Here is a 24,206-nt window from a genome sequence, read left to right on the forward strand (position 1 = left end):
CTTGCCCGGTCGGCGGCGGGCGTCATCCTGGTGAGATGAGCGTCGCCATCGTGATCCTGGGCGCGGCCGTCTGGCCGGGCGGAGCGGCAAGTCCCGCCCTCGCGCGGCGGATCGGCTATGGCCTGGAGGCGGCCGGCCGTTGGCCGGATGCGCCCATCTTCTGCTCCGGCGGAGTCGGCGACCACCCGCCGTCGGAGGCCGCCGTCATGGCGGCTCACCTCGGCCGTTGCGGGATTGCGTCTGAACGGATCGTCCTGGACGAAGACAGCCGCGACACCCTGGAGAACGTGGTCGCCGCCGCGACCTTCATGCGCCGCAGCGGACTCTCTCGCGCCGTGGTCTGCACGGACGCCTATCACGTGCCGCGGGCTCGCATGATCTTTGGCCAGCTGGGCCTGGAGGCGGAGGCCGGGCCGGTCATGCCGGCCGGCCGCGGCATGGCCCCTGGCGAGTGGCGCCGCATGGTGGCGCGTGAACGCCTGGCCTATCCCTACGACTTCGCGGTCACCTGGCTCCGCCGGCGCGAACTCCTGGAGGCGACGAAGCGGACCTAGTGGGCGAGACCGCCGTCCTCGGCTTCCTCGTCCTCGTCCTCCGGCGGACCCTCCGCGCCATACTGGGCCAGAACCCCATGGACGCCGAGCAGGGCGTCCTGGCTGACCACGGCGTGCAGCCAGATCTCGAACCGGCCGTCGGGCAGCTGGCGGTACTTCAGTTCGGGGGGCTTGCTCATGGGCGGGGGCGAATCGTCTGCGGCATGGGCGGAGCCTAGCCCATCGGGCTCAGGGCAGGCGCACGACGATCTTGCCGCGGACATGCTCGGTCTCCAGCCGCCGTTCGGCCGCGGCGGCCTGCTCAAGGGGAAAGACCTGGTCGATGGTCGGCATGACGCGCCCGAGATCGATGAGGCGAGCGATCATGGCCAGCTGCTCGCCGTTGGGTTCGACGAGGAAGCCGACGCCCTTGGCTCCGGAGCCGGCGGCGGCCTCCGCGTCCGGTTCGCCCAGCGTGGAGACGAGCATCCCCCCGGGGCCGAGCACCTCGAACGAACGGCGCTGGGTTTCCCCGCCGACCAGGTCCAGCACCAGGTCGACGCGCGGCACGGCCGCCTCGAACCGTTCGGCCCTGTAGTCCACCACGTGGGTTGCGCCGAGACTGCGGACGAAGTCCCGGTCCTCGCCGCGGCAGGTCGCCGCCACCGTGGCGCCGGCGACGGCGGCGAACTGCACGGCGAAATGGCCGACGCCGCCGTTGGCGCCGTGGATCAGGACGGTCTGCCCTTCCTTCAGGCCGCCGTGGTCGAAGAGACCCTGCCAGGCGGTGAGCGCGGCCAGCGGCGCCGCGGCGGCCTGCACGAAGTCGCAACGTTCCGGCTTTCGGGCGCAGATTCTCGCAGGCGCGCTGACGAACTCGGCATGTCCGCCGCGGTCCCAGGGCAGGAGGGCGTAGACGGCGTCGCCGGGTGCGAAGTCGGAGACGCCGTGGCCCACGCGGTCGACCGTTCCGGCCATGTCCCGCCCCAGGGTGAGCGGCAGCTTGTCCTTCTCCACATAGCCGCCGTTCCGCATCTTGAAGTCGACCGGATTGACGCTGGACGCCTGCACGCGGACCAGGATCTCGCCGGCGGCGGGTTCGGGCAGGGGCTGGTCTTCGATCCTCAGGGCTTCGGGGCCGCCGAACTCGTGGATCCGCACCGCTTTCATCTGACGCTCCTGGCTTGCGGGACTTTGGCCGCGAACCGGTCGGCGGGGTTGCGGGTTCCCTGGACGAGCCTTTCGCCAGGAGACACACATGGACGACGCCGCCAGCCGCGGCCGCCCCGGGCGCGCCCGATCCCCTCTCGACCGCATCTTCGTGGACGGCGCATGGCGCGAAGGGCGCGCCAGACGGCGCCCGGACCACAATCCCTACAACGGCGAGGTGATCGCCGAGATCGCGCAGGCCGACGCCGCCGACCTCGACGCGGCCTACGCGGCGGCGAGCCGCGCCCAGAAGGACTGGGCCGCGCGCCTGCCGCGCGAGCGGGCGGCGATCATGAGCAAGGCCGCCGCCGTCATGGAAGCCCGCCGCGAGGAGATCATCGACTGGCTGATCGAGGAAAGCGGCTCCACCCGGCTGAAGGCGACCCTGGAATGGACCGCCGTCCAGGGCGGCATGCTCGAGGCCGCCGCCCTGCCGCACATGGTCGAGGGTCGCATTCCGCCGCCGACCTTCCCGGGCAAGGCGGCCCGCGTCCTGCGAAAGCCGGTCGGCGTGGTGGGCGTCATCAGCCCCTGGAACTGGCCGCTGCAGCTCTCCAACCGTTCCGTCGCCCCGGCGCTCGCCGTGGGCAATGCGGTGGTGCTGAAGCCCGCCAGCGATACGCCGGTGACCGGCGGCCTGCTGCTCGCCAGCATCTTCGAGGAGGCGGGCCTTCCGGCGGGCGTGCTGAACGTGGTTCCGGGCCCCGGCAGCGAGATCGGCGACGCCTTCATCGCCCATCCGGCGCCGCGGGTGATCTCCTTCACCGGCTCGACCGAGGTGGGACGCGGCGTGGCGCGGAAGGTGGCCGACGCCGAGATCATCAAGCAGCTCGAGCTCGAACTGGGCGGCAACAGCCCGCTCGTGGTCCTGGCGGACGCCGACCTGGACTACGCCGTGGAGGCCGCCGCCTGGGGCAAGTTCCTGCACCAGGGCCAGATCTGCATGATCGCCAACCGGCTGGTGGTGGAGGACGCCATCTATGAGGACTTCGTCGAGCGTTTCGCCGCCAAGGTCCGCACTCTCGGGGTGGGCGATCCGGCCAGATCCTCCACCTTCATCGGCCCGATCATCAACGACAGCCAACTGGAGAGCATCCGCAAGACGATCGAAGCGGCCCGGGCCGACGGTCTTCGCGAGGTGGTCGGCGGGGACGCCGAGGGCCGCGTTCTGCCGCCCCACGTCTTCGCCGACGTGCCGGAGGATCATCGCGAGCTCGCCCAGTCGGAGATCTTCGGCCCTGTGGCGCCCATCATCCGCGCTCGCGACGAAGCCGACGCTCTGCGGATCGCCAACGCGACGGATCGCGGCCTCTCGGCGGCGGTCTTCACGCGCGACGTGGAGCGGGGCGTCCGCTTCGCCGAACAGATCGAGAGCGGCATGGCCCACGTGAACGATCAGCCGGTCAACGACCTGCCGTTCAACCCCTTCGGCGGCGAGAAGAATTCCGGCCTTGGCCGGTTCAACGGGGCATGGGCGGTGGAGGCCTTCACCACCGACCAGTGGATCACCGTGCAGCGCGAGCCGCGGTCATTCCCGTTCGCGGCGGAGCAGGAGACGGGCGAGGCGGCCTCGGCGGGCGGCTGAACGTCAGACTGTCCGGCGACGCAGGACGGCGATGGCCTGGACGGGCGCGTCGAGCTGGCCTGGACGGATTTCGCAGACCTCGAGCTGGGCCGGAAGCAGCGCGCGGAAGCCCTGCCGCGTGGTCCAGCTCGACATGTAGTTGGAGCCCTCCAGCGCGTCGTTGAGAACGAAGTAGCCGTCCAGGGCGATCTGCGCCTGCGCTTCGGGCGGCCCCCAGGCGCGGGCATAGTCATCGTCATGGAAGGTGACCATGGCGAGGCCGCCGGGCTTGAGGACCCGCGCCATCTCCGCCAGCCAGGCGCGGGCGACGCCTTCGCGCAGATGGGTCAGGACCGAATAGGCGTAGATGACCTCGATCGATTCCGGCGCCAGGTCCGAAGGCGGCTTCAAGGGATTGCGGCGGTAGCTCCCGGGCAGATGGGCCGCACACCATTCCACGAGGCGGGGGTTTATGTCCGTGCCTCGGAACGCGCCGCCGCCGTTCAGCACCACGGGCGCGGTCCACCGGGCGATCCGGCCGCAGCCGCAGCCGAGATCCCAGACCGAAAGCCCCGACTCGAAGGGCGAGCCGTGCCGGCGCGCCAGGTCCATGAAACGTTCCGCATCGGCGCGTCCGCGATGGGAGAACCATTTCGGATCGGCGGCCCCGCCGACCAGCACCCGCAGCTCCGCCGGGGGCAGGGGGCGGCCGTCATCGAAGGCCTCGACGTCCGCCTGAGCCAGCCGGCGCTCCTGCGCGCGGTGCAGGGGCCCGATCAGACCGCTGAGCTCGAGCGCCCGATGTGCGACTTTCCGCCAGCCCGTCCGCATATGCCTACTCCGTGCGTTCTCCGCAGGCTTCGGTAGAGCGATTCTGTGGCGCAATTTCCGGTGGCGGACCCGTGCGACGCCTCGCCCGCCGCGCTCAGCGGGCGGCGGCCTGCGTATGGCTCAGAGTCTCGCCAAGCCACCGGGCGCCGTCCTGAAGGGCGCGCGCCGCGAGGTCGGATATGGAGACCGCCTCCAGAAAACTGTGCGACGCGCCGGCATAGACCTGCGCCTGCGCTGCTACCTTCTCGGCGCGGAGGCGGGCGGCCAGCGTGTGACTCTGGCCGGCCAGCACGTCGCACTCCGGGATGGTCAGGAAGACGGGCGGAAGACCGGCCAGTTCGGCCCGAGCCGGAACGGCGAGGGGGTTCTGCGCATCTTCCGGCCGCGCCAGATAGGCGTTCCAGTAGACGGGCATCTCCTCGGCCAGCAGCATGTAGCCGTCGCCGCCGTAGCGGGCGACGTCCTGCGGATCCAGGTCCACGTCGAAGGCGCCGTAGTTCAGCAGCAGGGCCGAGATCACGTCGGGCCGCCCCTCGTCCCGCAGCTTCACCGCTGCGGCCAGGGACATGTTCCCGCCGACCGAGTCGCCGCCGACGGCGATCCGCGCCGGATCGGCCGCCGGGCCGACGCCGCCGGCCGCCACCCATTCGATGGCCGCGACGCACTGGTTGAGGGCGCGGGGAAACTTAGCTTCGGGCGAGCGGTCATAGTCGACGCCGACCACCACCACGCCCGCCCGCGCCGCGTACTCCCGCATTACGCGGTCGTGCGTCTCCAGGCTGAACAGGATCCAGCCGCCGCCATGGATATAGACCAGGACCGGCTTGCCCGGCCGGGGGTCGGGGTCGTGGATGCGCACACGCAACGGCCCCTGGGCGGTGCGGATCATGCGATCGTCGCTGGCGCGCATCTTCGGCCCGCCGGCGCGCCAGGGCGCGCGCACCTTCTCCGCCACCTCTCGCGCCTCGGCGGGGGAGAGTGTCCGGCCTGCCGCGTAGCGCGCGTGGTCCGCCCCGGTGCGGGCGATGAATTCGCGCACCGCCGCATCGAGATCGCGACCGGCCTGGCTGAGGATCGGGGTCATGAGACGTCCTGGAGAAGGAGATGGTGGCGACCGGCGCCCAAGGCGCAGGCAAGGCGCCCGCGAAGCGTGCGTCCGGCGCTGCTATCCGGATGCGCGGTGGCTCGCCATCGACTATCGGCCCACGACTGTCTAGCGTGGGCCACATGCAGAGGAGCACGCGCGGCGAGGACTACCAGCACGTGCCGCGACCCATCGCGGTGCTGGTCGACGAGTACCCGCCGCACTTCATCGACCCGCCCCACAGCCACGAGCGGGCGCAGCTGCTCTACGGCAGCGCGGGGGTGATGTCGGTGATGACCGACGAGACCAGCTTCACCATTCCGCCGCAGCGTGCGGTCTGGATGCCGGCGGGCGTGCGCCACCAGGCGCTTTGCCGGGGCCACGTGTCGCTGCGGACCCTCTATGTCGAGCCCGGCGCCGATGCGCGCCTGCCCAAGCGGTGCCAGGTGCTGAAGGTTAGCAACCTTCTGCGCGAGCTGATCCTGGAGGCCTCGGAGCTGCCGGTGGAATACGCCCTGGACGGGCGCGAGGCGCGGATCATGGCTCTGATCCTGGACGAGATCGCCGTCGCCACGGAACACCCGGTCTCCGCCCTGCAGGTGCCCATGCCGCGCGACGCCCGCCTGCTTCGCACCTGCCGGGAGGTGATGGACGCGCCGGGCGAGGAGCGAGACCTCGACCACTATGCCGACCTGTCCGGCATGGGGCGTCGCACCTTCACCCGCAGCTTCCGGCGCGAGACGGGCATCAGCTTCAGCGAGTGGCGCCAGCAGGTGCGCCTGGCCCACGCCCTTTCGCTGCTGTCCCTGGGCGGGTCGGTCACCACGGTGGCCTTCGAGGTGGGCTACAACAGCCCCAGCGCCTTCACCGCCATGTTCCATCGCGCCTTCGGCGTGGCGCCCAGCCAGTATTTCGACGCCGCGCACTGACCTCAGCGCCCCGCGCCGTGGCGGGCCATGAGATCGGCGAGCGGAGACTGTCCCTCGCCGCGGAGCCCCTCGAGAATGTCGGCGAAGACGTCGTCGCGCTCGTCCTGGCCGAGCTTGAAGACGGCCCGGCTGGCGCGAATATCGGCGCGGAACCCCACCACCCCGCGGGACAGGCCGGCGTAACGGGCCCCCATCTCCGCCACCGTCCAGGCCCTGGGCCGGCCGGCCTCCATGGCCCCGACCAGGTCGGTCAGCAGCGCCGCCGTCTCCTCAGGCGTCTCGGTGAAGGTGAGCTGGCAGTCGAAGGCCGCGCAGGCATAGTTCCAGGACGGCGCCTGGGTGCGGTCGGCCATCCAGGAGGGGGAGACATAGCCGTGCTCCCCCATGAACAGCACGAGCGCCCGCGGATCGGCGCGCAGGCGGGCGATCTGCGGGTTGGAACGGCCGAAATGGCCGACCAGGGCGACGAGCCGCCCGTCCGCGTCCAGGCCAGGGCGCAGGGGCAGGGGCGTGGCGCCGAACGCCTTGCCCGCGCTGACCACCCAGGCGAAGGGGTGGCGGCGGACGAGGTCGAGCACGTCGGCCTCGGACCGGGGCGCGAACTTTTCCGGGGGCGCGTCCATCAGGCGCCCCCCGCGACGGAGGCCGCCGGCCAGCGGTCCCGCCAGGGCGCCGCAGCCTCCAGTTCGAAGGCCAGGGCCAGCAGCCGGTCCTCCTGCCCACGGTCGGCGGCGAACATGACCCCCAGCGGCAGCCCGTCGGCGTCCCAGGCGAGCGGCAGGGTTATGGCCGGCGTGCCGGAGAGGTTCTGCAGGGGCGTGTAGCCGCACCAGCCGAACATGCGCTCCATCAGGAGGTCCGCGGGCTGGTCGGGCGCCATCTCGCCGATGGGCGGCGGCGGGGCCGAGAGCGTTGGCGTCAGCAGCACGTCGAACCTGCCGTAGAAGGCGGCGAGCTGGCGCGGCAGGACGGCGAGCTGGCCCAGCGCGGCTTCCAGATCCGCGCCCGTCAGCCCGGCGGCGATGTCGCCGAGCGCGCAGGTCCAGGGCTCCAGGCAGGCGGCCGGGTCGCGGCCGCTGGCGCGCACGGCGTCGACGCAGTCGGCGCCGATATGGCTCCACAGCACGCGCTCGGCCCGGTCGGCGGCGGGGCCGTCGATGTCGGGCCAGGCCTCGACGACCTCATGGCCCAGTCCACGGCACAGCGCCACGGCCTGCTCGAGGGCGGCCTTCAGGCTCGGATGCGGCTCTGCGCCGGCGAGCGTGCGGGCGGCGTAGGCGATGCGCAGGCGCCGCGGACTGGCGGCCGTCACCGGCGGGGCCCGATCCGGCCGCGCCAGGGCGAAGCCGGCGGCCACGTCGCGGACGCTGCGGGCCATCAGGGCGTCGCCCACCAGCAGGTCCTCCACCACATGACGGGCGCGGACCCGCACCGTCGTCCCGCGCCCGGGCTTCAGGCCGGGGAGGCCGCAGGCGGAGGAGGGGATGCGGATCGAGCCGGCGCCGTCGCTGCCGTGGGCCAGCGGCACAAGTCCGGCGGCCACCGCCGCGCCCGCGCCGCCGCTGGAGCCGCCGGGCGAGCGGGCGAGGTTCCAGGGGTTCCGGGTCACTGGTCCGATCTTCGGCTCCGTCACCGGCAGGAGGCCGAACTCCGGCATGGCCGACTTGCCGAGCGGGATCAGGCCCGCGGCGTCCAGCCGTTCGACATAGGCGAAGGCCGCAGCCTTCGGCTGCTCGTCCCGGCTGGCCGACCCGCCGCGGCTGGGCAGGCCCGGATAGTCCAGCGAATCCTTCAGCAGATAGGGGGCGCCGGCCAGCGGATGATCGGGCAGGGGCCCGGCCGCACGGGCCCGGGCGAGGTCATAGGCGCGCCAGCTCACGGCGGCGATGTCCGGGTCCAGCGCCTCGATGCGCAGGATGGCGGCCTCGACCAGTTCGGTCGCGCTCAGCTCGCCCCGGCGGGCGAGGGCGGACTGGTCGTGGGCGTCGAGGCGGCCGAGCGCGAGCGCGTCGGAGAGCTTCATGCCGACCACGCCAGGCTTTGCTCGGCGAAGGCCCAGAAGAGTCCCATCTGGGCGAACTGCGACGACAGCCCGCCGCTCGCCTGGTGGCCGGCCGCCATGTCGGTCAGGAAGAGGACCGGCCCGCCGCCGGTCATGCGGTGGCGGATCTCCGAGACCCACTTGGCCGGCTCCCAGTAGCTGACGCGCGGGTCGCGCACGCCGGCGGTGGCCAGGATCGGCGGATAGGCCTGCGCCTTGACGTTCTCATAGGGCGAGATGGCGGCGATGTAGTCGTAGGCCTGCGGATCGGCCAGCGGATCGCCCCAGTCGGGGCGGAAGGCTGGGACCAGAGGATGGTCGGCGTCGCTCATCGTGTTCAGCATGTCGACGAAAGGCACCTGGGCGATGATCCCGCCCCACAGGTCCGGGCGCATGTTGGCCGCCGCGCCCATGAGCAGGCCGCCGGCCGAGAGTCCGTAGCCGACGATGCGCGTCTTGGCCGTATAGCCCTGAGCGATCAGGTGCTCGGCGCAGGCGATGTAGTCGGTGAAGGTGTTGGCCTTCTGGAAGCGCCGCCCCTCCAGGAACCAGCGCCGCCCCTTCTCCGAACCGCCGCGCACATGGGCGATGGCGTAGACGAAGCCTTGCTCGACGAGCGCGATGGCGGGGATCGAGAACTCCGCCTCGCTGGAGACGCCGTAGGCGCCGTAGGCGTAGAGGAGGAGAGGGCTTGAGCCGTCGAGCCTGGTCCCCTTGCGCATCAGAAGGGTGATCGGGACCTGCTGGCCGTCCTCTGTCGGGGCGGAAAGGCGGCGGACCTCGAAGGCCTCCGCCGAATAGCCGCCGCCGATGCGGCGCTGCTTCACCACCTCGCGGGCGCCGGTCGCCAGGTCGCAGGCCAGCCACTGCGTCGGGGTGCGCGGCGACTGATAGGTCAGTCGCAGCACGGCGGTGTCGTATTCCTGCTGCGGCTCCAGCGCGACGGCGTAGGCCGGCTCGTCGAAGGCGACTTCGGTCTGCGCGCCCTGGCGGTCGACGGCCACGACCTCCAGCCGGCCGTCCCGCCGCTGCAGCCGGACCAGATGGTCGCGCAACGGACGCAGGCCCAGGATGTGGCGGCCGGGCTGATGCGGAATCCAGTCCTGCCAGTTCGCCCGGCCCGGCGTCTGCGGCGGTGCGGTCATGATCTTGCCGTCGATCGCGCCGTCGGCGTTGGTCAGGATGACCAGCTGGCCGTTCCACGCCTGCACCTGATAGTGCAGGCCGGGCTGGCGCGGCTCGACCAGGATGGGTTCGGCGGTCGGCGCCTCCGCCGGGATCAGGCGGAATTCGTCGACGTCGGGCCCCTGGATATGGATGGCGGCATAGGCGTTCGAGGCCATGCGCATCAGCGACATGAAGAGCGCCGGGTCGCGCTCCTCATAGACCAGCTCGTCGGTCTCGCCGCGTGCGGGCCGGCGATAGACCTTGGCCGGCCGGCCCAGCGGGTCGCGCCAGATCCAGAACACCCATTGCGAGCAGGGCGAGACGGTCAGCCCCTCCCACCCGTAGGCCTCGGCCTCGCCGGTGGTGCGGATCTCGCCGGTCTTCAGGTCGCGGACGCAGACCCGATAGCGGTCGCCGCCCGACAGGTCCTCGGCCCAGACGAAGAGGCTGTGGTCGGGGCTGTGGGCCGCGCCCTCGGTGCGGAAGTAGTCGCGGCCCGCCGCGCGTTCCTGTTCGTCCAGCAGGATCTCTTCCGGCCCGCCGGCGACCGGACGGCGCGCATGGACGGCATGATCTTCGCCGGGGCGGACATAGGTGTAGTAGGCCCAGGGGCCGTCCGGCACGGGCGGCTCGGCGTCGTCGCCGGCGGCCAGGGCCATCATCCGCTCGGCATAGGCGTCCTGACGGGGCCGGACCGGCGCCAGCAGGGCCTCGGCATAGCGGTTCTCCGCTTCCAGATGCGCCCGGATCTCCGGCTGCATCAGGCTCGTGTCGCGGGAGACCTCGGCCCAGTTGGGGTCGCGGAGCCAGGCATAGGGGTCGTTGCGCCGCCGGCCCAGCTGCTCGATCCAACGGTCCCGCCGCGGCGGGATCGGCGGCTGGGGCGCCGCCGGATCGGCGCCCCAGGAAAGTCCGGGCGCAAGGGCGGCGCTCCCCGCCAGCAGCAACAGCCGTCTGCGGTCCATGCCGTACGCCTCCCTTACGCCCGTCCGTCCTGCTCTCTTACAGGGCCCAGTTCAGAGTGATGCCGAAGGTGCGGGGCCGCACAAGGCCCTGGCTCAGGCCATTGGCCTCCGGCAGGGTCCGCGTGACGCCCCGCTCGTCGCCGAGATTGGAGCCGAACAGGGTCACCGTCGTCTGGCCGAAGTTCGCCCGCAGACGCAGATCGATCAGGTTGTAGTCGCCCTGGGTGTTCGGCGTGATGCCCGGAACGGCGGAGTTCAGGTCGCTGATGCCCGAGGACAGGTAGCGGTGCGACAGGATCAGCGTCGGGTCGTAGGCCGTCTCGAACCGGTAGGAGAGCGTGTTCGACACCGACCAGTCCGCCGACCCTGGCAGGCGCGAGCCCTCGGGCGCCGTGCCGTACCAGAGGATGAACAGCGGCTCGTCCAGACGCGCCTCCATCCAGGTGACGGTGGACTGCAGGTCGAGCTGGGGCGTCGGGCTGTAGCTGGCCGACACCTCCAGGCCCTTGATCTTCGCCGCGCCGCCATTGGCCGCGTAGTTGTAGTTGTCCGGCGTCAGCAGGCGCAGCTGGATGTCCGACCAGTCGATGTAGAAGGCCGTCGCATCGAGCAGCAGGGCGTCGTTCAGCAGGTTGGACCGGACGCCCACCTCGTAGTTCTTCAGGCTGTCGCTCTCCGAACCCGACGGCACCGGATAGGACGACAGGCCCTGCATGTTCGGCGTCCCGAAGCGGAAGCCTTCGGAGTAGAGGCCGTAGACCATGAAGTCGTCATTGGGCGCGTAGGTCAGCGACACCTTGGGCGAGAAGCCGTCCTGCTCGTCGACGGTCGCTTCCACGACCGGCGCGCCGGGATAGGTGGAGAAGCCGACCCGGGTCGAGACGCTGTCGATCTCGGTCTTGAAGAGGCGGCCGCCGACCATGAGCTTCAGCTCCGGCGTGAAGTTGAAGCTCGCCTCGCCGAAGAGGGCGGTCTCCTTGGCCTTCAGGTCCGTGAAGTAGGCGTTGAAGATCTCCCCGTCGGGCGAGATCACCGCGCCCGATCCCGGCCCGTAGAGGGGCGAGGCGTCGAAGGCCGCGGCCGCGCCGGCCGCGCCGATCTGTTCGTAGAGGAACTTGTCGCTCTCATAGTACATGCCGCCGAACAGCCACTCGAAGCGGCCCTCGCCGTTGGAGGCCAGGCGGACTTCCAGGCTCTTGCCCTCCGACTCGCCGCCGCTCTCGATATAGAGGGGCGAGGTGAGGTTGAGGCCCAGGTCGGCGTTGTAGGCGCTGCGCCAGGGCGTGTAGTCGAACAGGAAGTCCTGCGACTTCTCCTGATAGGCGGCCAGCGCCGTCAGGGTGGCGAAGCCGAAGTCCTGGTCGAGGCGAAGGCTGTGCAGCGTGACGTCGGTGTCGTTGGGCTCGGCGAGCGCCGTGGAGCGCGCCAGGTCGCCGATCGCCGGGTTGCGGTAAGGCGCGTCGTCGGCCTCGGTCTTCTGATAGAGGCTCATCCACGAGAGTTCGGTGGCGTCGCTGGGCGTCCACACGACGGAGAGCCGGCCGCCGGAGATGGTGATGTCGCTCGACCCGTCCTCGCCGATGCCGACATTGTCGAGATAGCCGGGATCGTTGCGGTAGGTCCCGACCGCACGCACCGCCAGGGTGTCTTCGATGATCGGGATGTTGATCATCCCCTTCAGACCGCCGCCCAGGTCGGCGTTCTTGGTCTGGGAGAGCGTGCCCTCGACCTCGGCGTCATAGCCCGAGGCGTCGGCCTTGTTGGCCACGTAGTTGACGGCGCCGCCCATGGAGGCCGAGCCGAACAGCGAACCCTGCGGACCGCGGAGGATTTCGACGTGATCGACATCGAAGGCGTCGATGTCGGGGATGACGATGGTCCAGCCCGGTTCGGTCAGCGGGACTTCGTTGATGTAGTAGCCGGTCGTGCCCTGGCCCTGGACGTTGCCCGAGCTGGTGGCGACGCCGCGGATCACCACGTGCGAGGTGCCGGGCTGGAACTCGTTGAACACCACGCCCGGGGTGCGGGCGATGTAGTCGGCGTAGGACTGGGCGCCGAGCGCCTCCAGCTGCGCGCCGCTGACGGCGCTGACCGAGCCGGAGATTTCGCGCACGCTCTCCTCGCGCTTGGTGGCGGTGACGATGATCTCCTCCACCAGGGTGGAGCCGCGCGACTGCTGCGCGGTCTGGGCGGCGGCCGGAACGGCCACCAGGCAGGCGGCCCCGGCCAGAAGCAGGCCGCGGAACGACTTGAGACGCGTCATGACAATCCCCCTTTTTGGTTGTCCCAACTCGTGCCGGACCTTCCGCCGGTCACAGGCAGGGAGGCTATGACGGTCCTGTGACGCGGGCTCGCCAAGCGGGGCCGGATGCTGTCGCGGCCGGGCCACCACGCAAACGGCCGGCGGAGAGGCTCCGCCGGCCGCAGGTTCCAGGCCCTGGAAAGGGGCGAGCGGGCTCTAGAAGACGGTGGCGCCATGGGCGGGACGGCTGGAAGGAAAAGGGCGCCGCGGGGGGAGCCGCGGCGCCCGGGCGAAGGCGCGTGGGGTGTCCGGGGGCGGGGCGCGCCTTCGCCGGTCCTCAGCCGAAGACGAGGGTCGTGCGCGGCTGCTTGGCCTCGCGCGCCTCGTGCCGCAGGGCGTACTCCGCGGCGATGACCACGGCGGCCATCAGGCCGTTCACCAGGGTCATGACGAGGTGCAGGTCCTCGCCGCGGCTCATGGCCCTGATCTGCTCGGCGCTCAGGCCGGCGGCCAGGCCGTTGACGAGGGCCTCATGGCTCGGGATGGCCAGGCCCAGCCAGGGCGTGCTGTGCAGCGCCAGGTAAAAGACCGACAGGGCCGCGGCCAGCAACGCGCCCAGCATCCGGGTCCGGGCGATGAACAGCATCACGATGCTCGCCAGGGTGACGGCGCCGGCCGCCCAGCGGACATAGGGGTCCATGGCGGAGAACCCGCTCAGAAGCTCGCTCCAGCCGAACACCGGATGCACCTCGTAGCCGGCCCAGAACTTGGGATAGGCCCAGACCCAGACCATCAGCAGGGCCAGGATGACCGCGCTGGTCAGGCTCCACATCTTGTTCAACATCTCAGTCCTCCCTTCTCCGCCTCAGATGGCGGTGTCGTGAGGTTCGAGATTGGAGGCGGGCGCGGCTTTCGCGCCCCCCGCGGCGGCCATGGTCGTCATGAGCGCCGCTGATGATGCGCCCGGGTCTCACGGACGATTCATCATGGCCATTGCGGCCGCCAATGACGGTTCGCCTTGAACCGACGCGTCCGGACCCCGAAATTCTCCAGTGCGGGCCGGGCCCCTCTGGCGATCATGGTGATCGCGATGTCGGACCGCAGCGGGCGCGTCCGGCTGCGGAGCGGAGATCTCTCCCCCAACAGCCCCTCCGTTTCGGGCCGGGCGCGCCCTCCATTCTTGGAGGAGCCCACATGCATCACATCCGCCTCTATCGCCTTCGGAACGAGCACCGCTGGCTGGATCGCGAGATCCGCCGGGAGGAAAGGCGGCCGAACCGCGACGAACTGCGGATCCAGGAACTGAAGCGGCGCAAGCTCAACCTGCGGGACCAGATCTTCCTGGCCGAGGCCGGGCTTTCGCCCGTCCGCTTCTGAGACGGTTGTCCGGGGCGGCCGCCTTGCGCCGCCCCGGCCTGCGCCATGCCCCCCTCAGAAATAGCCGCGTCGCTTCTTGGCCTGGAGCGTGTCGTGGCGGCTTCCAGAACCGGCCAAAACCGGCAGGCTGGCCGTCATCAACCCGGGGTCGACGCCGTCGCCGAGCCTGACGGTCCTGGGATGGTGGCGAGGGCGGGCGTGGAGGTGCTCAGAAGAGCCGGATCGTCCCGCCCCGGTCTCGCTCGACAATCTGCTTCCTTGATTGTCGCCATCTCATAGATAATGAACTCAAATCATGCCGGCCGCTGAACGCTTCGACAATCTCGACCTCGACCTCGTCCGCACCTTCGTCACCATCGCCGAGGCGCAGAATTTCACGCGGGCCGGCGAGCGATTGGGCCGCACCCAGTCGGCGGTGAGCCTGCAATTGCGGCGGCTGGAGGAGCGCCTGGGCGCGACGCTCTTCCTGCGCGATCCGCGGCGGGTGGTCCTGACGGCGGAGGGCGAGGCCCTGCTGCCGCAGGCGCGGCGCCTGCTGCGCCTTAACGACGAGATCATCGCCGGCCTTCGCGGCGACGAACTGCAGGGCGAGGTCCGCCTCGGCGCGCCCGAGGACTTCGCCACCCTTTACCTGCCGGAGATTCTCGGCGCCTTCGCGCGCGCCCACCCGCACGTGGCGCTGACGGTCACCTGCGACCTCACCCTGCGGCTGCTGGACGGCTTGCGCGACGGCGCCTTCGACCTCGTGCTGGTCAAGCGCGAGCCGCTGGGGCCCGACATGGGCGTGCGGGTCTGGCGCGAGCCGCTGGTCTGGGTGGCGGCCGACCGCGGCGTGCTCGATCAGGCCGCCCAGGTGCCGCTGGTGCTTGCGCCGTCGCCCTGCGTCTATCGCAAGCGCGCCATCGCGGCCTTGGAGAGCCGCAATGTCGGCTGGCGGGCGGCCTATACCAGTCCGTCCCTGGCCGGGCAGCACGCGGCCCTGCGCGCAGGTCTGGGGGCGACGGTCCTGCCGCGGGACATGACTCCGCCGGATCTGGAGATCCTGCCGGAGGAGGCGGGCCTGCCGCCCCTGGCCGACGCCGAGATCGCCCTGCTGCGCAGCCGCTCGGCGGTGCCCCCGGCCGCCGAGGCGCTGGCCGACCACATCCTGTCCGCTCTGGACCGCCGTCTGGCCCACCGGCCGCCGGCGACCGGCTAGAGGCCGGCCCGCAACCGGCTGAGCGCCTCGGGGAAGCGCCGCGAGATCGGCGCCTCGACCGGGCCCAGCACGACCCGGTAGTCCCCGGAGGACTCCGGCCGCAGTTCGCGCACCTGGCCGGCGTTGACCAGCCACGAGCGGTGCGTGCGGACGAAGCCGTGGGGCCCCAGTTCGGCCTCCAGGGCCGAGAGCGAGATTCGCATCATCGGTCGCCGGCCGTCGGCCAGGTGGAACTCCACATAGTTGCCGGCGGAGGTGGCGGCGAGGATCTCCGAAACCGGCGTGCGGATCAGCTTGGCGCCGTCGCGGATGTCGAAGCGCGGCGGCTCCTGCGTCGCCTCCGCCGGCGCCCGGGCGGTGTCGTTCCGCTCGGCCAGGCGGGTCAGCGCCCAGAAGGTCGCCACCCCCACGGCGTAGCCGACCAGGTCCTTGCGGAACTCGTACGGGAAGTTGGCCAGGGAGCCGAACTCGTAGCTGCGGCCCAGGGCGCCGAAGACCAGCTTCCGCAGGATCACGAACAGGCTCACGTGGAGCGCCGACAGGGTCACCGCGCCCACGGCGTGGACCAGCAGACTGCGCCAGATCGGGGTGCGGTCCGGCGGCGCCAGGCGGAAGGCGAACCAGCCCACCAGTATGGCCGGCGGCGCGGCGAGGAAGCTGGTGATCTCCAGCACCACCGGCACGACCGGATCGGTTCCGGGCGCGTCCCGCAGGATGGAGAAGATGTTCACGGTGTTGAGCAGCAGCACATAGGCGCTGAGCGCCGTCAGCCCCTGCCACAGGACGCGCCGCTCGCCGCTGGTCCCCATCAGGCCGCCGTTCGTCACAGCCGCCCGCCGTTCGTCACCGGCGGCCGGCCGAACGGCCCCGGCCGCCTTGCGGCGGACGCTCCGGTGCGCACCGTCACGGCCAAACGCATCTCCATGGGACCCCGACCTTGCCCGCCGCCGCTTCCACCGACCGCCGCTACGACCTCGACTGGATCCGGGTCATCGCCTTCGGCCTGCTGATTCTCTATCACGTGGGCATGTTCTACGTGCCCTGGGACTGGCACGTGAAGTCGCCGCAGCCGGTCGAGTGGCTCGAGCCGGTGATGGTGTTCACCAATCCCTGGCGCCTGACCCTGCTGTTCCTCGTCTCGGGCGCGGCCACCCGATTCATGGCGGACAAGATGAGCGCAGGCGCGCTCACCCGCTCGCGCGTGGCCCGGCTCCTGCCGCCGCTGGTCTTCGCCATGTTCGTGATCGTGCCGCCGCAGAGCTATTACGAGATCGTCGAGCAGATCGGCTATGCGGGGACCTTCGCCGACTTCTATCCCAGATATGCGACCTCCAGCGGCCACTGGTGCGACGCCGACGGCTGCCTGATCACGCCCACCTGGAACCACATGTGGTTCGTGGCCTATCTGCTGGTCTACAGCCTGGCCCTCGGCGGTCTTCTGGCCCTGGCGCGCGGACGGATCGCGGCCGTGCAGAAGGGGTTGGAGCAGGCGCTGGCGGGGCCGGGCGTGCTGATCTGGCCGGCCGCCTTCCTGATCCTGCTGCGGCTCACCCTGGCCCCGCTCTTCGAGATCACCCACGCGCTTGTGGACGACTGGTACAACCACGCGCTCTCGTTCAGCGCCTTCCTGTTCGGCTTCCTGATCGCCAAGTCGGAGCGGCTGAAGGCGGGCTTCGTCGCCTGGCGCTGGCCGGCCCTGGCCGTGGCGCTCGCCGCCTATGGATGCTGGGCCGGCTACGCCTGGGTCTATCGCGGGGAGGGCGCCGTTCCGCCGGAGGCGCTGCGGTGGGCGGGCCGCGTCGCCTATGGCCTGGACCAGTGGGCCTTCATCGCCGCGGCCCTGGGGTTCGGCGCCAGGCATCTGAACCGGGGCGGTCCGGCGCTCCGCTACCTGACGGTCGGGGTCTTCCCCTTCTACATCGTCCACCAGACGGTGATCGTGGTCGCGGGCCATCACCTGGCGAGGGCGGGGCTGCCGCAGGCCCTGGAGGCGGCCGTCCTGATCGCCGTCACCTTCGCCGCCTGCTTCGCCAGCTACGAGATCGTTCGGCGGCTGGGGCCGCTGCGCCCCCTGTTCGGGCTGAAGGGGGGCGTGGCGGCGAACGCCGGCGCCTCGACCGCCGCAGCTCGCGCATAAGTCATGCAGGAGTTGGGCGAAGGCCTCCTCGATCGAAAGGGATTTTCCGCCCCCAGCAGATAGAGTGGGCTCCGAACGGGAGGGGCCCATGAAGACGACCTTGCTCTGCGCCATCGCGGCCATCGCCATTGCGATCACCTCACCCTCAGCCGCCCAGGGGCCGCCGCCGAGGCTCGAACTGAAGCTGGCGCCCCATCCGGCCGCCACGCCGGACGAAGGCTATATCGCCGTCGAGATGCGCATGGAGGCGCCCAGGCTGGCGAAGGGCGAGGGCCTGGTCCGCCTGCCGCTGACGCTCGTCGGCATTCCCAGCGCCCGCTACGACGGCGAAGCCCTGCAGGCCCGCGACGACGCCGGGCCCCTGCCGCTGACGCAGGACGAGGAGCCGCCGACGCCGCAGGGCGTCTATCGCCGCTGGAGCGTCGGCCGCGCCACCCGGGGGGATGTGATCGTCACCTATCGCGCCACGCCCCGCCACGTCACGGCGGCCACCAACAATGGCCCGCTCTTCGACCTCCGCGCCGAGGGGCAGGCCTTCCTGGGCGCCGGCAACGGCTTCATCGCCACGCCCGTCGCGCCCGGACCGTGGCGCATCCGTCTGGAATGGGACCATTCGGCCGAGCCCGCCGGCGCCCGCGGCGTCTGGTCCATGGGCGAAGGAACGGTCGAAACCGTCGGGCCGTCCCAGCTCCTCGGTTTCAGCTATTACGCCAGCGGCCCGCTGAAGCGGTATCCGGAGGCGGATCCGCACTTCGGCCTCTTCTGGATGAGCGACCCGCCGTTCGATCCCCAGGTGCTGGGCGAGGGCGTGCGCAAGCTCTACGAGGCCATGTCCGCCTTCTTCGGCGAGGCGGCCGGCCAGTACCGCGTCTTCATGCGCTCAAACCCCTATGTGGGCACGGGCGGCACGGGCCTCGCCCGGTCCTTCATGTTCGGCTACCACGCGCCGTCCGAGCCGACGGTCGATGACCTGCAGGGCCTGCTGTCGCACGAGATCGCCCACACCTGGCCCTCCATGGAGGGCGAGCACGGCGACACCGCCTGGTACAGCGAGGGCAATGCCGAGTTCTACTCGCTGGCGCTCTCCTGGCGCTCCGGCGCCATCGGTCTCGACCGCGTCGTCGAGACGATGAACGAGCGGGCGGACGCCTACTATTCCAATCCCTATCGCGGCCTGACCAATCCGGAGGCCGCCAAGATCTTCTGGACCGATCCGGTGGCCCAGACGGTCCCCTATGGCCGCGGCTGGATGTACCTGCTGCAGACCGATGCGGCGATCCGCGCGGCCACCGACGGCGCCGAGAGCCTGGACGACGTGGTCAAGGAGATGCGCCGGCGTCAGGTCGCGGGCGAGTCCTACGGGATCGCCGACTGGCTGCGGCTCGTGGGCGCGCGGCTCGGCGAGGACGAGGCGAAGGCCATGTACGACCACATGGTCTCCGGCGGCCTGCTGATCCCGCCGGAGGAGCTCTATGCGCCGTGCCTGAAGGTGGTGAAGCGGCCGGTGCGGGTGTTCGAGCTCGGCTTCGCGCGCGCCTCCCTGAACGACGAGCGTATCGTCCGTGAGCTCGATCCGGCCTCCGAGGCGGCCAAGGCGGGCCTGCGCGAAGGCGACCGGATCGCCGAGGTGAAGGACCTGAACACCGCCCGAAAGACGCAGGACGGGACGGTCACCCTGGTGGTCGAGCGCGAGGGCGGGCGCCAGACGATCACCTTCCTGCCCCGCGGCGCGGCGGTCGAGGCGTACGGATGGGCGCGCGATCCGGCGACGCCGGAAAGCGCCTGCCGCTTCTAGACCGCCGCGCGCAGGCGGCGCGACGTCTCCCGCGCCAGGGCGTCGAACACCGCCCGCAGGGTTGGGCTGCGGCGCAGGTCGTCATTGGCCACGATCCACACGCCCATGCGGCCGAAGTCCGCCTGCGGCAGGAGGCGGATAAGGTTCGGGTCGCGGTCGCCGATCCAGGTGTGGCACGGGCCGAGGCCGAGCCCCGCCCGCAACAGGGCCAGGCGGTGGCGCAGGTCGTCCGAGCGAAGCGCCCTGAGGTTCGCAAGCGCGTCGTCCAGGCCGGCTGCGGCGGCGCCGGCCTCCAGGACCGCCTGGTCCAGCGGCGCGATCCACCGATGGCCGAGAAGCTCGCGTCGGGTCTGCGGCGTCCCATGCTCGGCCAGATAGGCGCGGGCGGCGTAGAGGCCCAGCGTCACCTCGCCGATCCGCCGGGCCACCAGCTCGGGCTGGCGCGGCTCGATCATGCGAAGGGCGATGTCGGCGTCGCGCCTCAGCAGGTCCTGGACCCCATCGCTGGGCAGGACCTCCAACGCCGCCTGCGGCGCCGCGACCTGCAGGGCCGGCAGCAAGCTCGGCAGCATTTCGTCGGCCAGCAGTGTGGGCAGGGTCAGCCGGACGGGCCGCGCCTCGCCCGGGTCCTCCGCACGGCCGAACTCGCGCACCAGGCCCGAGACGGCGCGCGAGACGTCAAGCGCGCGGGGAAAGAGGGCCAGGGCCCGCTCGGTGGGCGTGAGCCTTTGTCCGCGTCGGAAGAAGAGCGTCACGCCGGACCGACGCTCGAGTTCGCGAATCTGTCGGCCCAGCGTCGGCTGCGTCGCGCCCGTGCGATGGGCCGCAGCGCTGAGGCTGCCCGTCTCCATGACGGCGACGAAGGCGCGAACGAGTCGCCAGTCGGCTTCGTCGATCTCGGCGCTTTGCATGCATCCATGCATGCATTGAGACCGCAGACAGTCAATTGGCATGGCTGGCGCGCGGCCATACCGTCGACCCATCGAGGGAGGCGACCATGGATCGCAGGCGGTTTCTGGTGACGGCCACGGCCGTCGGCGGCGGCGCCGCCGCCATCGGCGCGGCCGGTGCGGGGTGGCGGGCCCATGAGGCCGGTCTGATCTATCAGGACCCCGCGCCCTTTGCGCCCTGGTTCAGCTTGGGTCAGTACGGCCCTGGCGAGCGCGAGGGCCTGTGCGCCGCGGCGATCCTGGCCTCCAATCCGCACAACACCCAGCCGTGGCGCGTCGGCCTGTCCGACGCCGCGCTGGTCGTCGAGGCGGACGAGGCGCGTCACCTCGGCGCCTTCGACCCCTTCCGGCGCGAAATGTGGATCGGCCTTGGCGGCGCCTTCGGGGCGGCGGAAGTCGCCGCGCCCGGGCTGGGCCTTGCGCTGGCCGAGCCGCAGATCGCCTGGTCGGGCGCCGCCGGGGCGGGGCGGATCGAGGCGTCGATCGCGCGCGCCGCCGTGGCCCCGCACCCGCTGGCGGCGGCCCTGGCGGAGCGGCGGACCAACCGCGCGCCCTACGATCCGGCGCCCGTCGCGCCGGATCAGATCGAGCGTGTTCTGGCCCTGACCGGGCCTGTGGCCGGCGCCCGGATCGTGCTGACCGGGCGGGAGACCGAGGCGGGGCGTCGCCTGGCCGCCATGACGCTGGAGGCGACGGAGGCGATCAACGCCGACGCGCAGATGAGCCGGGACGGCCACGTGTGGTTCCGCAACACGGCGCGCGAGGTGGCCGAACACCGGGACGGCGTCTCGGTGGCCACGGCAGGGCTCTCGCCGGTGATGACGGCGCTTGGCCAGATGCTGCCTCCGGTCGACGCCGCAACGTCCGGGCGCTACTGGCTGGCCTCGACGAAGGACCAGCTGGCCGGCGCGGGCGGCTTCGGCTGGATCCTGGTGGACGACCTCGACGACCGTGCGGGGCAGATCGCCGCCGGGCGGCTTTGGCAGCGGCTGCACCTGGCTTTCACGGCCGAGGGGCTGGCCGCTCAGCCCCTGAACCAGGTTCCGGAAATGGCGGATCGCGACCGCCAGCTCGGCCGGGACGGCCCTTGGGGGAAGCGGGTGGCGGAACTCGCCGGCGGCGGGGGCCGGCTCACCTTCGCCTTCCGCTTCGGCCGCCCGCTCAAGGCCGTGCCGCATGCCGCGCGCCGTCCCCTGGAGTGGGTGGATCTGCAGGGCGCCTGATCAGGCGGTGACGATCATCCCCCCACGCACCTCGAGCGGCCAGGGCGTGAGCCTGGCGCCCACGCACGGCCCACCGACGCAGGCGCCGGTTTCGGGGTCGAAGAGGGCGCCGTGCCAGCTGCAGGCGATGAGGTCGCCGGAGGGCGTCAGATACTCGTCGAGCGTCTGGGCCAGCGGCAGGCCGGCGTGGGGGCAGCGGTCGACATAGCCGCGAACCTCCTCGCCCAGGCGCACGGCGAAGCCGTGGAAATAGGCCTCGCCGATCTGCAGGACGAAGTTGCGCGCCGCCCCCTCGGCGATCAGGTCGAGGGGGCCGAGCGTCACGCCTGCGGGCGTCTTGTGGATGCGGGCGGGCGCGTTCACGCCTTCGGGGCCGGCGCGACCACGCCTGAGCAGGGACCAAAGCCGATGGCGACAAGGCCCTCGGCCACAGCGCGGCCGGCCAGGATCAGCTCGTCGCCGTCCTCCAGGAAGGTTCGCGTCTCGCCGTTCGGCAGGGTGAGCGGTTCCTTGCCGCCGCGGGTCAGCTCCAGCAGGCTGCCCAGGCCGCTGTCGTCGGGCGTGGAGATGGTGCCCGAGCCGAAGAGGTCGCCGGGGCGCAGGTCGCAGCCGCCGACCGTGTGGTGGGTCACGAGCTGGGCCATAGTCCAGTAGAGGTTGGTGGCCGGTCCCTTGCCCAGCCGATGCGCCGGCACTCCGGCCTCGCGCATGGCGCGGGTGCGGATCAGCGCCTCCAGCTCCAGGGCGTAGGCGCCGCTCGCCTGGTCGGCCTCGTCCATCAGATAGGGCAGGGGCGCCGGATCGCCCTCGGGCCGCTTCGGCTGGGCCGTACGGAACGGGGCCAGCGCTTCGGCGGTGATGATCCAGGGCGAGACCGTGGTCATGAAGTTCTTGGCCAGGAAGGGGCCGAGAGGCTGGTACTCCCAGGCCTGAAGGTCCCGCGCCGACCAGTCGTTGAGCAGGCAGAGGCCGGCGATGTGGGCGTCGGCCTCGCCGATGGGGACGGGCTCGCCCAGCGCATTGCCGGGGCCGATCCAAACGCCGAGCTCCAGCTCCAGGTCGAGGCGCCTGGCCGGGCCGAACACGGGGGCGTCGGCCTCGGGCGCCTTCTGCTGGCCGTTGGGCCTGCGCACGGCTGCGCCAGAGACGCGGACCGAGGAGGCGCGGCCGTGATAGCCGATGGGCACGTGCTTGTAGTTGGGCAGCAGCGGATTGTCGGGGCGGAACTGCCGGCCGACGTTCAGGGCGTGATGGATGCCGGCGTAGAAGTCGGTGTAGTCGCCGATGGCGCAGGGCAGGCGCAACTCGCAGTCGGCGGCGGCGTAGAGCCAGGTCTCCACCTCCGCCCGGTCCGGCGCGCCTTCGGTCAGCAGGTCCGAGAGCCGGCGGCGCAGGGCCCGGCGCGGTCCGGCGCCCAGGCCGAGCAGGGCGTTCAGCGTCTCGCCCGCGGCGGCCTCGGCCGCGGCCCGGGCCTCTCCGCTGAGCAGGCCCGAACGGGCGGCCAGAGACAGGTCGAGGATGCGGTCGCCGATGGCGACGCCGCCGCGCGGACGGCCGCCCTTGGGACTGAAGACGCCGAACGGCAGGTTCTGGATCGGGAAGTCCGAGCCCTGCGCCGAGGCGACCCAGCTTCGGCGGGACGGATCGTGGGTTTCGTCGATCTGGACGCTCACGGGCGGACCTCCGCCTTTTCGAAGCCGTCCCAGCAGGCGTCGTAGTCGGCCTGCAGCAGGGGCGTCTCCATGGCGAAGCGGGTCGGGCGGAAGACGAAGCGGCTCTCGAACATGAAGGCCATGGTGTCTGTGATCTTGTGGGGGGCGAGTTCGGCGGCCGTGGCCTTGGCGTGGCTCTCGCGGTCGGGACCGTGCGCGCTCATGCAGTTGTGCAGGGAGGCCCCGCCGGGCGCGAAGCCGCCGGCCTTGGCGTCGTACTGGCCATGGATCAGCCCCATGAACTCGCTCATGACGTTGCGGTGGAACCAGGGCGGCCGGAAGGTGTCCTCCGCCACCATCCAGCGCGGCGGGAAGATGACGAAGTCGCAGTTGGCCGTGCCCGGAACCTCGGACGGCGAGGTCAGGACGGTGAAGATGGACGGGTCCGGATGATCGAAGCTGACCGTGCCCATGGTGTTGAACCGGGCCAGGTCGTACTTCACCGGCGCCAGGTTGCCGTGCCAGGCGACCACGTCGAGCGGCGAATGGTCGAGCGTGGTCGTCCAGAGGCCGCCCTGGAACTTCTGGACCACCTCGACGGGCGCTTCGCGGTCCTCGTACCAGGCGACGGGTGAGAGGAAGTCCCGCGCATTGGCCAGGCCGTTGGCGCCGATGGGGCCGAGCTCCGGCAGGCGGAAGGGCGCGCCGTAGTTCTCGCAGACATAGCCGCGCGAGGGGCCGGAGAGCTCGACGCGGAAGCGGACGCCGCGGGGGACCAGGGCGATCTCGCCCGGCGACACCTCCAGGCGTCCAAGCTCGGTCGCCAGCCGGAGCAGCCCTTGCTGCGGCGCGATCAGCAGCTCGCCGTCGGCGTCATAGAAGACGCGGTCCGTCATGGACCGGTCGGCGGCGTAGAGGTGGACCGCGATCCCGGCCTGGGCCGCCGGATCGCCCGCGCCGGCATAGGTCACCAGACCGTCCACGAAATCGACGCCCTCGGCGATCTCCGGCGGATCCCACCGCAGCCGGTTGGGCGAGGGCGGGACCTCGTCGAACGGACCCGACCGCAGGAGGCCGGCGCCTCGGTAGGGGCGATAGGGCGGATGGCCGGCCGAGGGGCGCAGGCGATAGAGCCACGAACGGCGGTTCTCGCACCGCGGCGCGGTGAAGGCCGCGCCCGAGAGCTGCTCGGCGTAGAGGCCGAAGGCCGGCCGCTGGGGCGAGTTGCGGCCTTCGGGCAGGGCGCCGGCGACGGCCTCGGTGGAAAAGCTGTTCCCGAAGCCGCTCTGGTAGGCCAGGGGGGCGTTCG

The 24,206-nt window shown here is 71.5% G+C and carries 22 protein-coding genes; 8 read left to right on the top strand and 14 right to left on the bottom strand.

The features are described 5' to 3' along the window. The first annotated feature begins 35 nt into the window (after positions 1–35). Positions 36–554, top strand: coding sequence for a YdcF family protein (locus tag H2041_RS09210; protein ID WP_293411848.1), 519 nt, complete (start codon positions 36–38; stop codon positions 552–554). Here the strand turns inward: H2041_RS09210 and H2041_RS09215 are convergent. Next, complete coding sequence (locus H2041_RS09215) at positions 551–733, bottom strand: hypothetical protein (RefSeq protein WP_293411849.1); 183 nt, start codon at positions 731–733, stop codon at positions 551–553. The two genes, H2041_RS09210 and H2041_RS09215, sit on opposite strands and share 4 nt — an antisense overlap. 49 nt (positions 734–782) lie before the next feature. Next, positions 783–1,703 (bottom strand): NADP-dependent oxidoreductase, encoded by a 921-nt coding sequence (locus H2041_RS09220; protein WP_293411850.1) that lies wholly within the window; start codon positions 1,701–1,703, stop codon positions 783–785. An 88-nt stretch (positions 1,704–1,791) separates the two neighbouring features. Here H2041_RS09220 and H2041_RS09225 point away from each other — a divergent pair, with 88 nt between their 5' ends. After that, positions 1,792–3,327: an aldehyde dehydrogenase family protein gene (locus tag H2041_RS09225; RefSeq protein ID WP_293411852.1), complete on the top strand. Its 1,536-nt coding sequence runs from the start codon at positions 1,792–1,794 to the stop codon at positions 3,325–3,327. Between the two features lie 3 nt (positions 3,328–3,330). Here the strand turns inward: H2041_RS09225 and H2041_RS09230 are convergent, their stop codons facing one another. Further along, entirely contained in the window at positions 3,331–4,137 is an 807-nt protein-coding gene (locus H2041_RS09230) for a class I SAM-dependent methyltransferase (RefSeq protein WP_293411853.1), read from the bottom strand. A gap of 94 nt (positions 4,138–4,231) precedes the next feature. Then, positions 4,232–5,221 carry an alpha/beta hydrolase fold domain-containing protein gene (locus H2041_RS09235; protein WP_293411855.1) on the bottom strand — a complete coding sequence of 330 codons (990 nt, stop codon included), beginning with the start codon at positions 5,219–5,221 and terminating at the stop codon, positions 4,232–4,234. A 143-nt stretch (positions 5,222–5,364) separates the two neighbouring features. Here H2041_RS09235 and H2041_RS09240 point away from each other — a divergent pair, with 143 nt between their 5' ends. Beyond that, complete coding sequence (locus H2041_RS09240; protein WP_293411857.1) at positions 5,365–6,150, top strand: helix-turn-helix transcriptional regulator; 786 nt, start codon at positions 5,365–5,367, stop codon at positions 6,148–6,150. A 2-nt stretch (positions 6,151–6,152) separates the two neighbouring features. Here the strand turns inward: H2041_RS09240 and H2041_RS09245 are convergent, their stop codons facing one another. The 5 genes from H2041_RS09245 to H2041_RS09265 form a co-directional block, all read right to left on the bottom strand. Continuing rightward, positions 6,153–6,773 (bottom strand): FMN-binding negative transcriptional regulator, encoded by a 621-nt coding sequence (locus tag H2041_RS09245; RefSeq protein ID WP_293411859.1) that lies wholly within the window; start codon positions 6,771–6,773, stop codon positions 6,153–6,155. Continuing rightward, positions 6,773–8,173: an amidase gene (locus H2041_RS09250; protein ID WP_293411861.1), complete on the bottom strand. Its 1,401-nt coding sequence runs from the start codon at positions 8,171–8,173 to the stop codon at positions 6,773–6,775. Before H2041_RS09250 ends, H2041_RS09245 begins: the two co-directional genes overlap by 1 nt. Next, positions 8,170–10,323, bottom strand: a complete 2,154-nt coding sequence (locus H2041_RS09255; RefSeq protein WP_293411863.1) for a S9 family peptidase — start codon at positions 10,321–10,323, stop codon at positions 8,170–8,172. The genes H2041_RS09250 and H2041_RS09255 overlap by 4 nt, the downstream gene beginning before the upstream one ends. A gap of 37 nt (positions 10,324–10,360) precedes the next feature. Continuing rightward, complete coding sequence (locus H2041_RS09260) at positions 10,361–12,586, bottom strand: TonB-dependent receptor (RefSeq protein ID WP_293411865.1); 2,226 nt, start codon at positions 12,584–12,586, stop codon at positions 10,361–10,363. Positions 12,587–12,902: 316 nt separating this feature from the next. Continuing rightward, entirely contained in the window at positions 12,903–13,409 is a 507-nt protein-coding gene (locus H2041_RS09265) for a hypothetical protein (protein WP_293411867.1), read from the bottom strand. Between the two features lie 350 nt (positions 13,410–13,759). Here H2041_RS09265 and H2041_RS09270 point away from each other — a divergent pair, with 350 nt between their 5' ends. Further along, positions 13,760–13,942 (top strand): DUF465 domain-containing protein, encoded by a 183-nt coding sequence (locus H2041_RS09270; protein ID WP_293411869.1) that lies wholly within the window; start codon positions 13,760–13,762, stop codon positions 13,940–13,942. 295 nt (positions 13,943–14,237) lie between these two features. Further along, positions 14,238–15,140, top strand: coding sequence for a LysR substrate-binding domain-containing protein (locus tag H2041_RS09275; protein WP_293411871.1), 903 nt, complete (start codon positions 14,238–14,240; stop codon positions 15,138–15,140). Here the strand turns inward: H2041_RS09275 and H2041_RS09280 are convergent. After that, on the bottom strand, positions 15,137–15,949 hold the full coding sequence (locus tag H2041_RS09280; protein ID WP_293411873.1) for a LytTR family DNA-binding domain-containing protein: 813 nt from the start codon (positions 15,947–15,949) through the stop codon (positions 15,137–15,139). The genes H2041_RS09275 and H2041_RS09280 overlap by 4 nt on opposite strands. 128 nt (positions 15,950–16,077) lie before the next feature. Between H2041_RS09280 and H2041_RS09285 the strand changes: the two genes are divergently transcribed. Then, positions 16,078–17,277 (top strand): acyltransferase family protein, encoded by a 1,200-nt coding sequence (locus tag H2041_RS09285; RefSeq protein ID WP_293411875.1) that lies wholly within the window; start codon positions 16,078–16,080, stop codon positions 17,275–17,277. Positions 17,278–17,365: 88 nt separating this feature from the next. Beyond that, a complete protein-coding gene (locus tag H2041_RS09290; RefSeq protein WP_293411877.1) occupies positions 17,366–19,072 on the top strand; it encodes a hypothetical protein in 1,707 nt (568 codons plus the stop codon). Here H2041_RS09290 and H2041_RS09295 read toward each other — a convergent pair. Continuing rightward, positions 19,069–19,983: a LysR family transcriptional regulator gene (locus H2041_RS09295; protein WP_293411879.1), complete on the bottom strand. Its 915-nt coding sequence runs from the start codon at positions 19,981–19,983 to the stop codon at positions 19,069–19,071. The two genes, H2041_RS09290 and H2041_RS09295, sit on opposite strands and share 4 nt — an antisense overlap. A gap of 86 nt (positions 19,984–20,069) precedes the next feature. On the opposite strand from H2041_RS09295, the gene H2041_RS09300 reads away from it, so the two are divergent. Further along, positions 20,070–21,245 (top strand): nitroreductase family protein, encoded by a 1,176-nt coding sequence (locus H2041_RS09300; RefSeq protein WP_293411881.1) that lies wholly within the window; start codon positions 20,070–20,072, stop codon positions 21,243–21,245. Here the strand turns inward: H2041_RS09300 and H2041_RS09305 are convergent, their stop codons facing one another. The 3 genes from H2041_RS09305 to hmgA are packed head-to-tail and all read right to left on the bottom strand — an operon-like array spanning position 21,246 to position 24,195. Next, a complete protein-coding gene (locus H2041_RS09305; protein WP_293411883.1) occupies positions 21,246–21,608 on the bottom strand; it encodes a Rieske (2Fe-2S) protein in 363 nt (120 codons plus the stop codon). Continuing rightward, positions 21,605–22,918 carry a fumarylacetoacetase gene (gene fahA / locus H2041_RS09310; RefSeq protein WP_293411885.1) on the bottom strand — a complete coding sequence of 438 codons (1,314 nt, stop codon included), beginning with the start codon at positions 22,916–22,918 and terminating at the stop codon, positions 21,605–21,607. The genes H2041_RS09305 and fahA overlap by 4 nt, the downstream gene beginning before the upstream one ends. Then, positions 22,915–24,195, bottom strand: coding sequence for a homogentisate 1,2-dioxygenase (hmgA, locus tag H2041_RS09315; protein ID WP_293412000.1), 1,281 nt, complete (start codon positions 24,193–24,195; stop codon positions 22,915–22,917). Before hmgA ends, fahA begins: the two co-directional genes overlap by 4 nt. Between the last annotated feature and the right edge of the window lie 11 nt (positions 24,196–24,206).

The sequence above is a fragment of the Phenylobacterium sp. genome (genome assembly GCF_013911965.1).
GTDB lineage: Bacteria > Pseudomonadota > Alphaproteobacteria > Caulobacterales > Caulobacteraceae > Phenylobacterium.

Excerpts from the sequence above, each read along its gene's own strand:
- H2041_RS09235 (WP_293411855.1), bottom strand. The coding sequence starts at position 5,221 with ATGACCCCGATCCTCAGCCAGGCCGGTCGCGATCTCGATGCGGCGGTG.
- H2041_RS09280 (WP_293411873.1), bottom strand. The coding sequence starts at position 15,949 with ATGGGGACCAGCGGCGAGCGGCGCGTCCTGTGGCAGGGGCTGACGGCG.
- H2041_RS09215 (WP_293411849.1), bottom strand. The coding sequence starts at position 733 with ATGAGCAAGCCCCCCGAACTGAAGTACCGCCAGCTGCCCGACGGCCGG.
- H2041_RS09295 (WP_293411879.1), bottom strand. The coding sequence starts at position 19,983 with ATGCAAAGCGCCGAGATCGACGAAGCCGACTGGCGACTCGTTCGCGCC.
- H2041_RS09250 (WP_293411861.1), bottom strand. The coding sequence starts at position 8,173 with ATGAAGCTCTCCGACGCGCTCGCGCTCGGCCGCCTCGACGCCCACGAC.
- H2041_RS09275 (WP_293411871.1), top strand. The coding sequence starts at position 14,238 with ATGCCGGCCGCTGAACGCTTCGACAATCTCGACCTCGACCTCGTCCGC.
- H2041_RS09255 (WP_293411863.1), bottom strand. The coding sequence starts at position 10,323 with ATGGACCGCAGACGGCTGTTGCTGCTGGCGGGGAGCGCCGCCCTTGCG.
- H2041_RS09260 (WP_293411865.1), bottom strand. The coding sequence starts at position 12,586 with ATGACGCGTCTCAAGTCGTTCCGCGGCCTGCTTCTGGCCGGGGCCGCC.
- H2041_RS09270 (WP_293411869.1), top strand. The coding sequence starts at position 13,760 with ATGCATCACATCCGCCTCTATCGCCTTCGGAACGAGCACCGCTGGCTG.
- H2041_RS09265 (WP_293411867.1), bottom strand. The coding sequence starts at position 13,409 with ATGTTGAACAAGATGTGGAGCCTGACCAGCGCGGTCATCCTGGCCCTG.
- H2041_RS09220 (WP_293411850.1), bottom strand. The coding sequence starts at position 1,703 with ATGAAAGCGGTGCGGATCCACGAGTTCGGCGGCCCCGAAGCCCTGAGG.
- H2041_RS09300 (WP_293411881.1), top strand. The coding sequence starts at position 20,070 with ATGGATCGCAGGCGGTTTCTGGTGACGGCCACGGCCGTCGGCGGCGGC.
- H2041_RS09210 (WP_293411848.1), top strand. The coding sequence starts at position 36 with ATGAGCGTCGCCATCGTGATCCTGGGCGCGGCCGTCTGGCCGGGCGGA.
- H2041_RS09225 (WP_293411852.1), top strand. The coding sequence starts at position 1,792 with ATGGACGACGCCGCCAGCCGCGGCCGCCCCGGGCGCGCCCGATCCCCT.
- H2041_RS09230 (WP_293411853.1), bottom strand. The coding sequence starts at position 4,137 with ATGCGGACGGGCTGGCGGAAAGTCGCACATCGGGCGCTCGAGCTCAGC.
- H2041_RS09290 (WP_293411877.1), top strand. The coding sequence starts at position 17,366 with ATGAAGACGACCTTGCTCTGCGCCATCGCGGCCATCGCCATTGCGATC.
- H2041_RS09245 (WP_293411859.1), bottom strand. The coding sequence starts at position 6,773 with ATGGACGCGCCCCCGGAAAAGTTCGCGCCCCGGTCCGAGGCCGACGTG.
- H2041_RS09240 (WP_293411857.1), top strand. The coding sequence starts at position 5,365 with ATGCAGAGGAGCACGCGCGGCGAGGACTACCAGCACGTGCCGCGACCC.